The sequence below is a fragment of the Muricoccus roseus genome, assembly GCF_900141905.1.
GTDB lineage: Bacteria > Pseudomonadota > Alphaproteobacteria > Acetobacterales > Acetobacteraceae > Roseomonas > Roseomonas rosea.
This window is the reverse complement of the sequence record NZ_FQZF01000017.1, coordinates 18,219-31,902: the sequence shown is the minus strand read 5'-3', so window position 1 is coordinate 31,902 and position 13,684 is coordinate 18,219. Positions and strand designations below refer to the sequence as shown.

The 13,684-nt window shown below is 72.6% G+C and carries 10 protein-coding genes; 8 read left to right on the top strand and 2 right to left on the bottom strand.

Annotation, left to right across the window (positions count from 1 at the left end):
- Positions 1-13 precede the first annotated feature (13 nt).
- Positions 14-1,006, top strand: a complete 993-nt coding sequence (locus tag BUB97_RS14810; RefSeq protein ID WP_073136234.1) for a Bug family tripartite tricarboxylate transporter substrate binding protein — start codon at positions 14-16, stop codon at positions 1,004-1,006.
- 280 nt (positions 1,007-1,286) lie between these two features.
- Here BUB97_RS14810 and BUB97_RS14805 read toward each other — a convergent pair whose 3' ends face one another.
- Positions 1,287-2,720 carry a DNA recombination protein RmuC gene (locus BUB97_RS14805; protein WP_073136061.1) on the bottom strand — a complete coding sequence of 478 codons (1,434 nt, stop codon included), beginning with the start codon at positions 2,718-2,720 and terminating at the stop codon, positions 1,287-1,289.
- A 76-nt stretch (positions 2,721-2,796) separates the two neighbouring features.
- Between BUB97_RS14805 and BUB97_RS14800 the strand changes: the two genes are divergently transcribed.
- From BUB97_RS14800 to BUB97_RS14785, 4 genes are read left to right on the top strand one after another with little or no spacing between them, the layout of a single operon-like run.
- Positions 2,797-5,346 carry a ligase-associated DNA damage response DEXH box helicase gene (locus tag BUB97_RS14800; protein WP_086062215.1) on the top strand — a complete coding sequence of 850 codons (2,550 nt, stop codon included), beginning with the start codon at positions 2,797-2,799 and terminating at the stop codon, positions 5,344-5,346.
- Positions 5,343-6,038, top strand: a complete 696-nt coding sequence (pdeM, locus tag BUB97_RS14795; RefSeq protein WP_073136057.1) for a ligase-associated DNA damage response endonuclease PdeM — start codon at positions 5,343-5,345, stop codon at positions 6,036-6,038. Before BUB97_RS14800 ends, pdeM begins: the two co-directional genes overlap by 4 nt.
- The gene (locus BUB97_RS14790) at positions 6,035-7,480 is read left to right on the top strand and encodes a cryptochrome/photolyase family protein (protein WP_073136055.1); all 1,446 of its coding nucleotides are present in this window, start codon (positions 6,035-6,037) and stop codon (positions 7,478-7,480) included. The genes pdeM and BUB97_RS14790 overlap by 4 nt, the downstream gene beginning before the upstream one ends.
- Positions 7,477-8,190, top strand: a complete 714-nt coding sequence (locus tag BUB97_RS14785; protein WP_073136053.1) for a metallophosphoesterase — start codon at positions 7,477-7,479, stop codon at positions 8,188-8,190. Before BUB97_RS14790 ends, BUB97_RS14785 begins: the two co-directional genes overlap by 4 nt.
- A 19-nt stretch (positions 8,191-8,209) precedes the next feature.
- On the opposite strand, the gene BUB97_RS14780 is transcribed toward BUB97_RS14785, so the two are convergent.
- Positions 8,210-9,226 (bottom strand): ABC transporter substrate-binding protein, encoded by a 1,017-nt coding sequence (locus BUB97_RS14780; RefSeq protein WP_073136051.1) that lies wholly within the window; start codon positions 9,224-9,226, stop codon positions 8,210-8,212.
- A 240-nt stretch (positions 9,227-9,466) separates the two neighbouring features.
- Here BUB97_RS14780 and BUB97_RS14775 point away from each other — a divergent pair, with 240 nt between their 5' ends.
- The 3 genes from BUB97_RS14775 to BUB97_RS14765 are packed head-to-tail and all read left to right on the top strand — an operon-like array spanning position 9,467 to position 13,649.
- Positions 9,467-11,872, top strand: coding sequence for a circularly permuted type 2 ATP-grasp protein (locus BUB97_RS14775; RefSeq protein WP_086062214.1), 2,406 nt, complete (start codon positions 9,467-9,469; stop codon positions 11,870-11,872).
- Positions 11,869-12,741, top strand: coding sequence for a transglutaminase family protein (locus BUB97_RS14770; RefSeq protein WP_073136049.1), 873 nt, complete (start codon positions 11,869-11,871; stop codon positions 12,739-12,741). Before BUB97_RS14775 ends, BUB97_RS14770 begins: the two co-directional genes overlap by 4 nt.
- 50 nt (positions 12,742-12,791) lie before the next feature.
- Positions 12,792-13,649: an alpha/beta hydrolase gene (locus BUB97_RS14765; protein WP_073136047.1), complete on the top strand. Its 858-nt coding sequence runs from the start codon at positions 12,792-12,794 to the stop codon at positions 13,647-13,649.
- The last annotated feature ends 35 nt before the right edge of the window (positions 13,650-13,684 follow it).

Sequence of the window (13,684 nt, the reverse complement as noted above, 5' to 3'; positions counted from 1 at the left end):
GGGAGGAGTGCTCATGCGCATCCAGCGCCGCGGAATCCTGCATCTGGGCATGGCGGCCCTCGCCGCGCCGGCCATCATCCCGGCCGCTGCCCGCGCCCAGGGCGACTGGCCGCGCCAGCCCATCCGCCTGATCTGCCCCTTCGCGGCGGGCGGCCCCACCGATGTGGCCGCGCGGTTGGTGGCCGAGGGCCTTTCGGGCATGCTGCCCGAGAGGGTGGTGGTGGAGAACCGGACGGGGTCCGGCGTCGTCGTCGGGACGGAGGTCGTCGCCAAGGGGCCGAAGGACGGCTCCACCTTCCTCTACAGCACGGTCGCCCATTCCGTGCTGCGCGCGCTGTTCTCAAACCTGTCCTTCGACCCCGTGCGGGACTTCCAGCCCGTCGCCCTGCTCGGCGTCATCCCCATGCTGCTGCAGGTCAACAACGCCGTTCCGGCGCGCAGTCTCCAGGAGCTGATCGCGATGTTCCGGGAACGGCCGGGACGGTACGACTATGGCAGCTCCGGCGCGGGCGGGGCCGTGCATCTGGCAACGGAACTCTTCCTGCACCAGGCGGGGAACCTGAAGGTCAACCACGTGCCGTACCGGGGTTCCGCCCCCGCCATGCCGGACCTGCTGAACGGGAACCTGACCATGTTCCTCAACGTGGCCTCGGATGGGGTGGAGAGCGTGCGACGGGGCGCCACGCGGGGCCTGGCCATCAGCTCAGCCCGCCGCATGCCGCAGCTGCCCGACATCCCCACCTTCAGCGAGGCCGGGCTGCCAGGCTACGAGGCCTATACCTGGCACATGCTCCTCGCCCCCGCCGGCGTGCCGGAGGAGATCGTGCGCAAGCTCAACGCCGCCGCCAACGCCGTGATCCGCGACCCCAGAACCCAGCAGCGCTTCAGCGAAATGACCATCGAGCCCCGTGCTGACAGCACGCCCGAGACAGCCGCTGGGTGGCTGAAGGCGGAGATGGACAAGTGGGAGCCGTTGGTCCGGGCCATCGGGATGACGCCGGCCTGATACGGCGGGGGCGCATCTATTCTGCGCTGACGGTCTGTCCCGGGGAGAGGAAGAAGGAATTCTTCCTCTCCCCGGACCCCTCACCATCATCTTTTTCTAGAAGTTTGGAATCACGGGGCTGACGGTGCGCCTCGGGTCATCGACCCGAGGCGACTGCAAGCGCAGGGTCAATTCCATCTAACCCGAGACCCCTTTGATCGGGGTATCCACGGCAGTCAGACGGGGTTCCAAGGGCCTCAGGCCCTTGGCGGGTGGAGGGCGGAGCCCTCCCCGGGACGGCTCAATCCGCCGCCGAGGGCAGAACCGCGCCCGGCGCCGGCAGGGCCGGCGTATCGGTCAGTTCCACGGCCTCGATCGCCACGCCCCGGCGGGTGATCTTGCTGGTGGTGATCTCGATCTGCTGCACGTCGGTCTGGATGTCCACGAAGTGCTTTCGCAGCTTCCCCACGCGGTCTTCCAGCCGGACGATGTCCTTCATCAGCTCGGCCACCTGGTTCTTGATCTGCCCGGCCTCGGCGCGCATCCGCACGTCCTGCATGAGTGCCCGCATGGTGCCGAGCACCGCCCACATGGTGCTGGGCGAGACGATGTAGACGCCCATCCGCGCCGCCCGGTCCACCACCGGCGCATGGGCCGCGTGGAGGTCGGCATAGATTGCCTCGGAGGGCACGAAGATCAGCGCGCCCTCGGCCGTCTCGCCGGGGCAGATGTACTTGCCGGCGACGTCGTCCACATGGCGGGTCACGTCCGCCGCAAACCGCTTCGTGGCCGCGATCCGCGCGGTGTCGTCCGCCGCATCCCGTGCCGCCAGCCAGGATTCCAGCGGGAACTTGCTGTCCACCGCGATGGGCCCGGGTGGGTTCGGAAGCCGGATGAGCACGTCGCAGCGCGTGCGGTTCGCGAGCGTGTGCTGCCAGGAGAAGCCGTCCGGCGGCAGCCGGTCCTCCACGATCTGGCGAAGCTGCACCTCGCCGAAGGCGCCGCGGGACTGCTTGTTGCCGAGGATCTGCGCGAGGCTGCCCACCTGCGCACCCAGCGCCTCCATATTGGCCCGCGCCGCGTCAATGACGGCCAGGCGCTCATGGATCTTGCCGGCGGTCTCCTCCGCCTTCAGCGCATTCTCGTTCAGGATGCGCCCGATCCGCTCGTTCTGCGCCGCCACTGCCGCGCCGAGGGATTCCTGGGTCGCGGCCAGCCGGTCCGCCAGCGCCTTCTCCTGCGCCGCCAGCCGCTCGTTCTGGGCGGAGAGCGCGGTCGCCAGCGTCTCGGTCAGGGCGAGGCTGGAAGCGGCGAGGCGCTCGGCCAGCACCTTTTCCTGGGCAGCCAAGCGCTCGTTCTGCGCGGCGGTGCTGTTCGCCATGGCCAGGCCTTGCGCGGCCAGCGCGTCCGCCATGGCCCGGGTGGCCTCCCCCAGCCGGTCCGCCAGGGCCTGCTCGGTCGCGCCCAGCCTCTCGCGCTGCGCCGCCAGCGCCGCGTCGGTCGCTACCCGTGCCTCGGCCAGCCGGTCCGCCATGGCCCGCTCGGTCGCGGCGGCCCGGTCGGCCGCGGCGGCGGCCTGCCGGTCCTGCGCGGCGCCCATCGCGTCCAGCTTGCCGGAAAGGGCCCCGAGCGCGTCCGCCGCGCCCGCCGCGGGGCGCCGCAGCAGCAGCGCCACCATCCCCAGCAGCGCGAGGCCGGCCAGGATCAGCGGCAGATAGGCGTTCAACTCGGCCATCGCGGATGCTTTCAACTCAGGCTCTTGCGGGGCGACCCTCGCACCACGGCCAATCCATGCCATATACCCCCTGCCCATGGGAACATTGCCGGAACCCTTCGCAGGTTGGTTCGCCGCGCGCGGCTGGACCCCGCGCCCTCATCAGCTGGCCCTGTGGAAGGCCGCGCAGTCCGGGGAGAGTGCCCTCCTCATCGCCCCGACGGGTGGCGGCAAGACCCTGGCGGGCTTCCTGCCCAGCCTCATGGACCTGCATGCGAATCCGCGGGAGGGGCTGCACACCCTCTATGTCTCCCCGCTGAAGGCGCTGGCGGTGGACATCGCCCGCAACCTCACCACCCCGGTGGAGGAGATGGGCCTGCCCATCCGCATCGAGACCCGCACCGGGGACACCCCCCAGAACCGCCGCGCGCGCCAGCGGGAGACGCCGCCGCAGATCCTTCTCACCACGCCGGAAAGCCTCGCCGTGCTCCTCGCCAACCCCGAGGCGCCCGAGTTCTTCGCCGGCCTCAAGGCGGTGGTGGTGGACGAGGCCCATGCCATGGCCGGCACCAAGCGCGGGGACCAGCTCTCCCTCTGCATGGCCCGGCTCGACCTCCTCGCCCCCGGGCTCCGCCATGTGGGCCTTTCGGCCACCGTGGCGCATCCCGAGGCCCTGCGCGCCTGGCTCTCCCCCAGTGCCCGGGCGGAGGATGTGCGCCTGGTCCTCGGCAAGGGCGGCGCGGAGCCGGTGATGGACCTGATGCTCCCCGAAGGCCACCTGCCCTGGGGCGGCCATATGGGCATCGCCTCCGCGCCCGGGATACTCGCCCGGATCGAGGAGGCGGGCGTCACCATCGTCTTCGTCAACACCCGCGCCCAGGCGGAGCTGATCTTCGCCGCGCTCTGGAAGATCAACGAGCGCAATCTGCCCATCGCGCTCCATCACGGCTCCCTCCAGATCGAGCAGCGGCGGAAGGTGGAGGCCGCCATGGCCGCGGGAAAGCTTCGCGCCGTGGTCGCCACCGCCTCCCTCGATCTCGGCATCGACTGGGGCGCGGTGGACCAGATGATCCATGTCGGCGCCCCCAAGGGCGTCTCCCGCCTCCTCCAGCGGATCGGCCGCGCCAACCACCGCATGGACGAGCCCTCCCGGGCCGTGCTGGTGCCCGCCAACCGCTTCGAGGTGCTGGAATGCGTCGCCGCCACGGAAGCGGTGCGCGCGCATGAGCTGGACGGCGACGCCCCCCGCCCGGGCGGCCTGGACGTGCTCGCCCAGCACATCCTGGCCATGGCCTGCCAGGCCCCCTTCCACCCCGATGCCCTCTACGCCGAGGTCACGCGCTGCGGCGCCTATTCCACCCTCGCCCGCCGCGACTTCGACGACGTGCTGCGCTTCGTGGAGGATGGCGGCTACGCACTCCGCGCCTATGACCGCTTCCGCCGGTTGTTCCGCGACAGCGAGGACATGGTCCATATCCGCGACCTGCGCGTGGCCCGCCAGGCCCGGATGAATCTCGGCACCATCGTCGATACGCCCATGCTCAAGGTCCGCATCCGGGGCGGCCCCGTGCTGGGCGAGGTGGAGGAATGGTTCGCCTCGACGCTGGAGCCCGGGAACTCCTTCATCTTCGCGGGCCAGGTGCTGCGCTACGAGGGGATCGACGCCCTGACCATGGTCGTCACCCGCGGCGGCGACGGGGATCCGCGCGTGCCGGCCTATGCCGGCGCGCGGATGCCCCTTTCCACCAATCTCTCCTTCCGCGTGCGCTCCATCCTCGCCGACCCGCGCCGCTGGCGCGGCCTGCCGGAGCCGGTGCGGGACTGGCTGCGCCTGCAGCGCCACCGCTCCGAGCTGCCGCAGCGCGACGGGCTCCTGGTCGAGGTGTTCCCCAAGGGCGGTCGCTGGTTCATGGTCGCCTATTGCTTCGAGGGGCGCCTGGCGCACCAGACCCTCGGGATGCTGATCACCAAGCGCATGGAGCGGATGGGCTATGGCCCCATGGGCTATCTCGGCACCGATTATGTCCTCGCCACCTGGTCCGCCTTCGAGCCGACCGACCCGGAGCACCTTTTCGAGGAGGACATCCTCGGCGAGGAGCTGGAGGAGTGGATCGCGGAATCCTCCATGCTCCGCCGCACCTTCCGCAGCATTGCGACGATCGCCGGGCTGATCGAGAAGAACCACCCGGGCCAGGAAAAATCCGGCCGACAGATGACGATGAATTCCGACCTGATCTACGACGTGCTGCGCAAGCATGAGCCCGACCACATCCTCCTCCGCGCCACCCGCGCCGAGGCCGCCCGTGGGCTGACCGATGTGTCCCGCATCGCCACCCTCCTCGCTCGCGTGCAGGGCGCCATCCGCGTCCGCCGGCTGGACCGCGTCTCGCCCCTCGCCGTCCCGGCGCTGATCGAGGAGGGGCGGGAATGGGTGGCCGGAGGCGCCGAGGACGCGCTGCTGGCCGAGGCCGCCGCCCTGGTGGACGAGGCGACGGATGGCGCCGAGCATTTTGCCGATGTGCTGGCCGAGGTGACGGAGGGCGTCCGCGTGCGTTCGGGGGTGGTGGACCGACCGAGACGACAGGACCGGAAGCGCCGACCGCCGCCCCGCCGGTTCATCCGCAGCGCGAAGGGCCTGGGCGGTTGACCCCCGCCCCCCTGCACCTGGCGGGCGAGCGGCTGATGCTCGACCCGATGGGGGTCGTCTCCTGGCCCGCGCGCCGGACGCTCGCGGTGTCCGACCTCCATCTCGAGAAGGGCAGCCACTTCGCGGCGCGCGGGCATTTCGTGCCGCCCTATGACACGCGGGAGACGCTGACCAAGCTGGCCCTTGCCACGCGCCGCTACCGCCCGGCCCGGCTGGTGCTACTGGGCGACAGCTTCCATGACGCGCGCGGCTGCGAGCGCATGGCGCCCGCCGATTGCGCCGCGCTCGGCCGCATCCTCGCCTCGGTGGAGGAGGTGGTCTGGGTGCTGGGCAACCACGATCCCGTCGCGCCGGTGGGGCTGCCGGGGATCGCGGTCAGCAGCTTCGCCGATGGCCCCCTCACCTTCCGGCACGAGGCCGATCCGCGCGCGAGCGGGGAGCTGAGCGGGCATTTCCATCCGAAGGCCACGCTGGCGACGCGCGCCGGCGGGGTATGCCGCCCCTGCTTCGCCACCGATGCCCGCCGCGTGATCCTGCCCGCCTTCGGCGCCTATACCGGCGGGCTGGACGTGCGCGACCCGGCCCTGGGCTGCCTCTTCCCGCGGGGCGGCCGGGTGTTCCTGCTCGGCGCGGACCGCCTGTTCAGCGTGCCGATGGCGCCCATGCGCCGCCGGGCCGAGGCGGCGCTGTGACCGCGCCGGCCATCCTCTGGTTCCGCCAGGACCTGCGGCTGGGGGACAACCCCGCGCTGGAGGCGGCGCGGCAGCGGCCGGTGCTGCCGGTCTTCGTGCTGGATGACGCGGCGGCGGGCGATCTGGCCCCTGGCGGCGCCGCGCGGTGGTGGCTGCACCATAGCCTCGCGGCGCTCGGCCGCGACCTCGCCGCGCGCGGGGCGCCCCTGCTGCTCCTGCGGGGCGATGCCGTCTCCCTGCTGGCCGGGCTGGCGCGGGCCACGGGCGCGGCGGAGATCCATGCCGGATGGCTGGTCGAGCCCTGGGCGCGGGCGCAGGAGGCGGTGCTGTCGGAACGGCTGGCGGGCGAAGGGCGGCGGCTGGTGCTGCACCGCTCCACCCATCTCCTCCGGCCCGATGCCGTGCTGACCGGCTCCGGAAAGCCCTACACCGTCTATGCTCCCTTCGCGCGCAAGCTGCTCACGCTCGGCGACCCGCCGCCGCCGCTGGAGGCACCCAAGGCGCTGCAACCCGTTCCCGCGCCCGAGCCGGGGCTGACCCTGGCCGATCTCGCCCTGCTGCCCCGGCCGCCGGAGCCGGATTGGGCGGCGGGCTTTGGCGCGGCGTGGAAGCCGGGCGAAGCCGGGGCGAAGGAGCGCCTGGCCCGCTTCGCGGCGACGGGCCTCGCGGATTACGCGACGCGCCGCGACGAGCCCGGCATCGAGGGCTCGTCCGGCCTGTCCCCCCATCTGCGCTGGGGCGAGGTCTCGCCCCGCCAGGTCTGGCACGCGGCGCGGGAGGCGGGTGGAGCGGAGGCCCTGCCCTTCCTGAAGGAGATCCTCTGGCGGGAGTTCTCGCACCACCTTCTCTGGCACCGGCCGGAAATGCCCCATGCGGCGCTGCGTCCCGCCTTCGCCGCCTTTCCCTATGCCCCGGACCGGGACTTGCTTCGGGCCTGGCAGCGCGGGGGCAGCGGCTACCCCATCGTGGATGCCGGGATGCGCCAGCTCTGGCAGATCGGGTGGATGCACAACCGCGTGCGGATGATTGCGGCCTCGCTCCTGGTGAAGCACCTCCTCCAGCCCTGGAGGGACGGCTTTGCCTGGTTCATGGACACGCTGGTGGATGCAGACCCCGCGAACAACGCGGCCTCCTGGCAGTGGATCGCCGGCAGCGGCACCGATGCCTCGCCCTATTTCCGCGTGTTCAACCCGGTGACCCAGGGCGAGAAGTTCGACCCGGAGGGCGCCTATGTCCGCCGCTGGGTGCCGGAGCTGGCGCGCATGCCCTCCCGCTTCATCCACCGCCCCTGGGAGGCGCCGGAGGAGATCCGCCGCGCCGCCGGGCTGACGGGGGCGGCCTATCCCCGCCCGGTGGTGGAGCATGCCGCCGGCCGCGCCCGCGCCCTGGCCGCCCTGCGCGCCGCCGTGCGCGGCACGGCCGAGGAGGAGGCGGAGGCGTGAAGGACCCGCGCGGCCGCTTCGAGGGGATCCGCGTCGTGGGCGATGTCCATGGCGATGCGGAGGCCTTCCATATGGCCGTCGATGGCGCGACGGCCGAGCGGCTCTTCGTCATCCAGCTCGGCGACCTCACGGATGGCGGTTCGGACGCGCCGGGCGTGCTGCGACGGGCCTTCGCCATGCGGGCGGAGGGGCGCGGCCTTTTCATGCTGGGGAACCACGACCACAAGCTGCGCCGCGCGCTCGAGGGCGCGCCGCTGCGGATCGAGCCCAGCGGGCTGGGCCGCACGCTGGAGCAGATCGAGGCCGCGCGGGATGCCGAGGCGCTGCGCCGGCGGGCGGTGGAGGAGATCGGCCGCGCCCCGGCCTGGCTGCGGATCGACCAGCGCCTTTTCGTGCATGGCGGCTTCCATCCGCGCATGCTGCACGCCGCCCCGCCGCCCGATGCGGGCGCGCGCAAGCCCGAGGGGCTGGTGCCGCGTGCCCTGTTCGGCCAGGTGACCAGCCGCATGCGCGATGACGGCTTCCCCGAGCGGCTGCATGACTGGGTGGACCGCATCCCCCAGGGCTTCACCATCTATTGCGGGCACGAGGTCCGCAGCGGGAACGGGCGCCCCTTCATGCAGGTGGGGGCCGGCGGCGGCGCCGCCGTCTTCATGGACACCGGCGCCGGGAAGGGCGGCCACCTCTCCTGGGTGGACCTGCCCTGGTAGCCCCGGCCGCGCTGGGCGGTCAGCCCAGCCCGGCCTTGCGGTTCACGAAGTCCAGCGAGTAGCCCCGGCGGATGTCGAGCCCGGCCGGATAGACGCCGGTCTCGCGCATGATGGCGTAGAAGCGGTCCCAGCGCTCGTCGGTCATGGCGCCCACGCCCAGCGTCAGCGCCTCGTTCGACTGCACGATGCCGCGCTCCCGCATCGCGCGCAGCCCATAGGCCATCAGCTCTTCGGGCATCTCCGGGTTGTGCTGGCGGATGAGGGCGTTTGCCGCGGCCACGTCCTCGCCCTTCATGTAGTCGGCCCAGCCCTCCACCGTCGCGTCGATGAAGCGCTGCACCACGTCGCGGCGCTCCGCGATCATCTTGCGGGAGATGTCGATGGTGGTGTTGTAGGCCTCGTAGCCCGCATCCGCGAGAAGATGGACCCGCGGCTTCGCCCCGGCCTGGATGGCCGAGAAGGGCTCGGAGGAGACGAAGCCCTGGTAGATGGCGTTCCTGTCCACCATGAAGGGCTGGAGGCTGACCGCCTTGGGGCGGATCTGGCTGTCGTCGAAGCCGAAGCGGCTGCGCAGGAAGGGCCAGTGCGTCACGCGGCCGGCGGCGCTGATGGAGATGGGCCGGCCGCGCATCTTCTCGAAGCTGTCGATTCCCGCCTCCTCATGGGTCATGAGGATCACCGGGTCCTTCTGGAAGATGGCCGCGATGCAGAGGAAGGGCATGTTGTCGCGCGCGTAGTTCAGCGCCTGGAAGGGGTTGGACATGATCATGTCCGCGCGCCCGCCGACGAGCATCTGGGCCGGGTTCTGCTGCGGCCCGCCCTGGCGCAGGTCGCACTCGATGCCGTGCTTGCGGTAGATGCCCTTGGCGACGGCCTGGTAGTAGCCGCCATGCTCAGCCTGGGCGCGCCAGTCCGTCTGGAAGACCACCCTGTCCAGGCTCTGCGCCGAGACCCTTGCCCCGGCCACGGGCACGAGGGCGAAGGCGGAGCCTCCCGCCAGGAGGCTGCGCCGCTGGATGCGGTATCTGGTGCCCATGAAAACCCTCTATCGTCCTGCCGGTTCCGCACGCGGGCCCCATGCCCGCGCCGATGCGCGATCCGCGGCCTTGATGCCACGGCCGTGGCCCGGGACACCAGCCGCTCGCCGAAGGGGTATCCCCGCTCGCCCCGGCCGTTATGCTGCGCGCCCTCTCGCACCCAGCCGTTCAGGCCGCCCCGAACCCGCCCCGATGCACCGCGCCGCCCCTTCCTCCCCCGCCCCCCTGCCGAGAGCCGCGTGAGCGTCGCCCTCGATGAGATGGTGGACGGGCGCGGCCGCATCCGCCCGCATTGGAGCGGGTTGCTGGGCGCCTTCTCCAGCCTGCCGGATGGCGGCCTGGCCGAGCGCGCGCGCCTGCTGGACCGCGCCTTCGAGGAGGAGGGGTCCGCCGGGCTGCTTCCCTCGCCCGCGCGCGGCGCCGGGGCGCGCCGGCTCGACCCCGTGCCGCTGGTGCTGGAAGCCGCCGAGTTCGCCGTGCTGGCCGAAGGCCTCGCCCAGCGGGCGCGGCTGCTCGAGGCGATGCTCGCCGACCTCTACGGCCCGCAGCAGCTTCTCCGGGACGGGCTGCTCCCACCGGAGCTGGTCTTCCCCAACCCGGCCTTCCTGCGCCCCTGCCGGAACATGCCGACGGAACGCCACCTGCACGCCTATGCGGCGGAGCTGATCCGCCGGCCCGACGGGCGCTGGGCTGTCACGGGCGACAGCGTGGTGGCCATGGAGGGGCTGGCGCAGGTCTTCGTCAACCGCACCCATATGGCGCGCACCCTGCCGGAATGCGTGCGCACCGTGCCGATGCGCCCGCTGCGCCCCTTCATGGATGCGTGGCGCGAGGTGCTGCAGCGGGCCGCCGGGGCCGAGCTGGCCGGGGCGGCTACGGTGGCGCTGCTCACGCCCGGCGTCGGCCACCCGGCCTGGGCGGAACACGTAACCCTCGCGCGCGAGCTCTCCTGCGCCCTGGCCGAGGTGGGGGATCTCTCCGCCCGCGGCGGGGCGCTGTTCCTGAAGACCCTGCGCGGGCTTCAGCCCGTGCGCGTGCTGCTCTCGCGCCTGCCCGGCGCTCAGCTGGACCCGTTGGAGCTGGGCGGCCGCACCGCCGCCGGCATTTCCGGCCTCCTGGATGTCATCCGCGCGGGTTCCGTGACCCTGCACAACCATCCCGGCGCCGGGCTCGCCGAGGCGCCTGGGCTGCCCGCCTTCCTTCCGGCGCTCTGTTCCAGCCTGCTCGGCGAGGCGCTCGACTTGCCCTCCGCCGAGACGCTCTGGCTCGGCGACCCGGCCGCGCTCGCCCGCTTCCGGGCCGAGCCGGAGGCCTTCCGGGCCTTCCCCGCCGCGCGGGCGGGCGCGGCGCCCGGAGAGCCGGAGGGCGATCCGCGGCTTTGGGCCGCCGTCGCGCGCCCCACCCCTTCCCTTGCCCCGAGCCTCGCCGGCGGCGGGCTGGAGCCACGGCCCGTCACGCTCCGCCTCTTCCTCCTGCATGACGATGCGGGCTGGCGCTGCCTTCCGGGCGGGCTGGCGCGCGTGGCGGATAAGGAAGGGCAGCCGACGGAGCTCTGCAAGGACGTCTGGGTCATCTCGGAGGAGCGCGCCGAGATCCGCGGGCCGGGTGCCCTGCGCGTCCCCCCGCTCGCGATCCGCCGCACGGCGGGCGACCTGCCCTCACGCGTGGCGGACAACCTTTTCTGGCTCGGGCGCTATGTGGAGCGGCTGGACGATTCCGCCCGGCTGATGCGCGCCACCCTGGCCCGCCTGAGCCGCGCCTCCATGCTGCCGCGGGACCTCGCGGAGGTGGCCGCCCTGTCGCGCTGCCTGCTGGACGCGCGGCTGATCCAGCCTGAGGAGGTGCCGACCTCGGGCGATGACAGCGCGCTGCGCCGCGCCCTCGTCCGCGCGGGGCAGGAAGGCGGGCGGCTCCACCGCCTTTCCGGCGAGGTGGCGCGGCTTGTCGAGGCGACTCGCGACCGGCTGACCGGCGACATGCATGCCGCCTTCACCCTGCCGTTACGCGACACCCGCGCCGCGCTGCTGGAGGCGGCGAGCCCGGCGGCGCTGGGCGCCGCGCTCGGCGGTCTGGTGCGCTATGCCTCGGGCGTCGCCGGCGTCGCGGCCGAGAACATGGTGCGCGGGGGCGCCCACAGCTTTCTTGATCTCGGGCGGCGGCTGGAGCGCGGCGCGAGCGTCGCCGCCCTGCTCGGCCACCTGCTGCAGGAGCCGGCTGCGCGGGTGGAAAGCGCGCTCGTCCTCGCGCTCGAGCTGTGCGATTCCGTCATCACCTACCGCACGCGCTACCTGCATGTGCTGCAGCCCGCTCCGGCGCTGGACCTGGTGATGGCGGACCCCGCCAATCCGCGCGGGCTGGCCTTTCAGCTCGGCGCGGCCGAGGCCCTTCTGGCCGGCGTGGAGGGCGCGGGGGACCCGACCCTCTCCGCCTCCGCGAGGCGCCTCCGGCAGGATGTCGAGGCCATGGCGGCGGAGGTGGCCGGGGCGCTGGATGGCGCGGTAGCCGCGCACGGCATTTCCCCTCGGCTGCTCGCGCTGGAGGCGTCGATCGGCGCGCTCTCGGATGCGATCGGGCGGCGCTATTTCACCCTGCTCGCGGGGCCGCGCCTGCTGGGCGTGGATACGGCGGAACGGGGGGCGGCGTGATCTACCGGGTGCGGCATGTCACGGCCTATGCCTATGAGAGGCCGGTGGAGATGGCGACCCACCTCCTGCATCTCCTGCCCCGGCCGCTCACGCGCCAGCGCGTGCTGCAGGCCAGCCTCACCAGCGACCCGCTGCCCACGCGGCGCGAGGAAGGGCTGGACCATTTCGGCAACCCGACCGCCTGGTTCTACCTCGACCGCCCGCATACCCGCTTCAGCGTGACAGCCGATTCGCTGGTGGAGGTGACTGCCCCGGCCGCGATGCCGGAGAGCACCCCGCCCTGGGAGGCGATCCGCGAAGCGGCGCTTCGCGACCCGGATGTGGCGGAATTCCTCTTCCCCAGCCCCGCCCTGCCGCCCGTGCCGGCCGCGCGTGACTTCTTTGCTCCGCATTTTCCCCCCAGGCGGGCTGCCGGGGCGGCCATGGTCGAGATGATCGCGCACTTCCGAGACAACATGGCCTTTCGCGCGGGCGTCACCACCGTCTCCACCCCGGTCGAGGAGGTGCTGCGGCGCCGCGCCGGCGTGTGCCAGGATTTCGCGCATCTGATGATCACCGGGCTGCGGATGCTCGGAATCCCGGCCCGCTACGTCTCCGGCTATATCCGCACCCGGCCGCCACCGGGCGGCGTGCGGCGCGTGGGCGCCGACCAGTCCCATGCCTGGGTGGCCGCCTGGCTGGGCGCGGAGACGGGGTGGGTGGAGATGGACCCGACGAACAGCCTTTTCGTCCGGGACGAGCATGTGGTGCTGGGCTGGGGCCGCGACTTCGGGGATGTCTCGCCGCTGCTGGGCGTCATCCTCGGCGGCGGGCGGCATTCCGTCTCGGTCGGGGTGGATATGGACGAGCCGGCGGCGGTTCCGGGTTGAGTGCGCCAGGGGAGGTGACGCCTTCGGGTTGAGGCGGGCTAGGATGGCGCATGCGCCTGCTCGCGAAAGCCACGATCGTCGCCATCCCCGTCCTTGGCCTCCTGGCCGCCGCACCCGTCGCGACCATGTATCTGCGGCAGGACGAGTACCTCTTCCCCGTCCGCCACAGTGGTGAGCCGGTGCTGCCGGGCGGCATCTGGCAGCGGGAATACCTGGATCTGCCCGGTGCGGGACGGATCGCGTTCCGCTTCGCGGATGTCCGCCGGGACTCGACAGCGCCCGTGCTTCTCTTCCTCCACGGCAACGGCTCTTCGGCCCGCCTCGCCTCGGGCGACGTGCAGGCTCTGGCCGACGCCGGCATCCCCATCGTGGCGGCCGAGTATCCCGGTTATTCCGACAACCCCGGCTCGCCTTCCGAAGCCAGCCTGAACGCGACGGCCGAGGCCAGCGCGGCCTGGGCACGGGCCCGCTGGCCCGGTCGGCGCCTCGCAGTGCTGGGCGAGAGCATCGGCTCCGCCCCCGCCGTGCATCTGACGACGACCAGCCGTGCCGACCTGCTCATCCTCGACAGCGGCTTCACCTCGATGACGGACACGATCCGCCTGCACGTGCCCTGGCTGCCCGCCGTGCAGTGGCTGAACCGCCACCCGATGGACAATCTCGGCCGCCTCCGCGCCGCCCCGAAGCCGCTGCCGCCGACCCTGGTGCTGCTGTTCGCGAGCGATCCGGTGGTGCCGGTGGCGATGGGCGAGGCGCTCGCCGCCGCGATTCCGTGCAGCACGGTCTACCGCTCGGCGCTCACAGGCCATGCGGTGCTGCGCGGCGACCCGGCCTCGCGCGAGGTCCTGCGCCGGTGGCTGCTCGAGCCGCATGACCGTGCCTGCGCGGCGACTGCCTCGGCGGGGTGAGCCCGGCATCCTTCCTGCATGCCGCACCGGCCGCG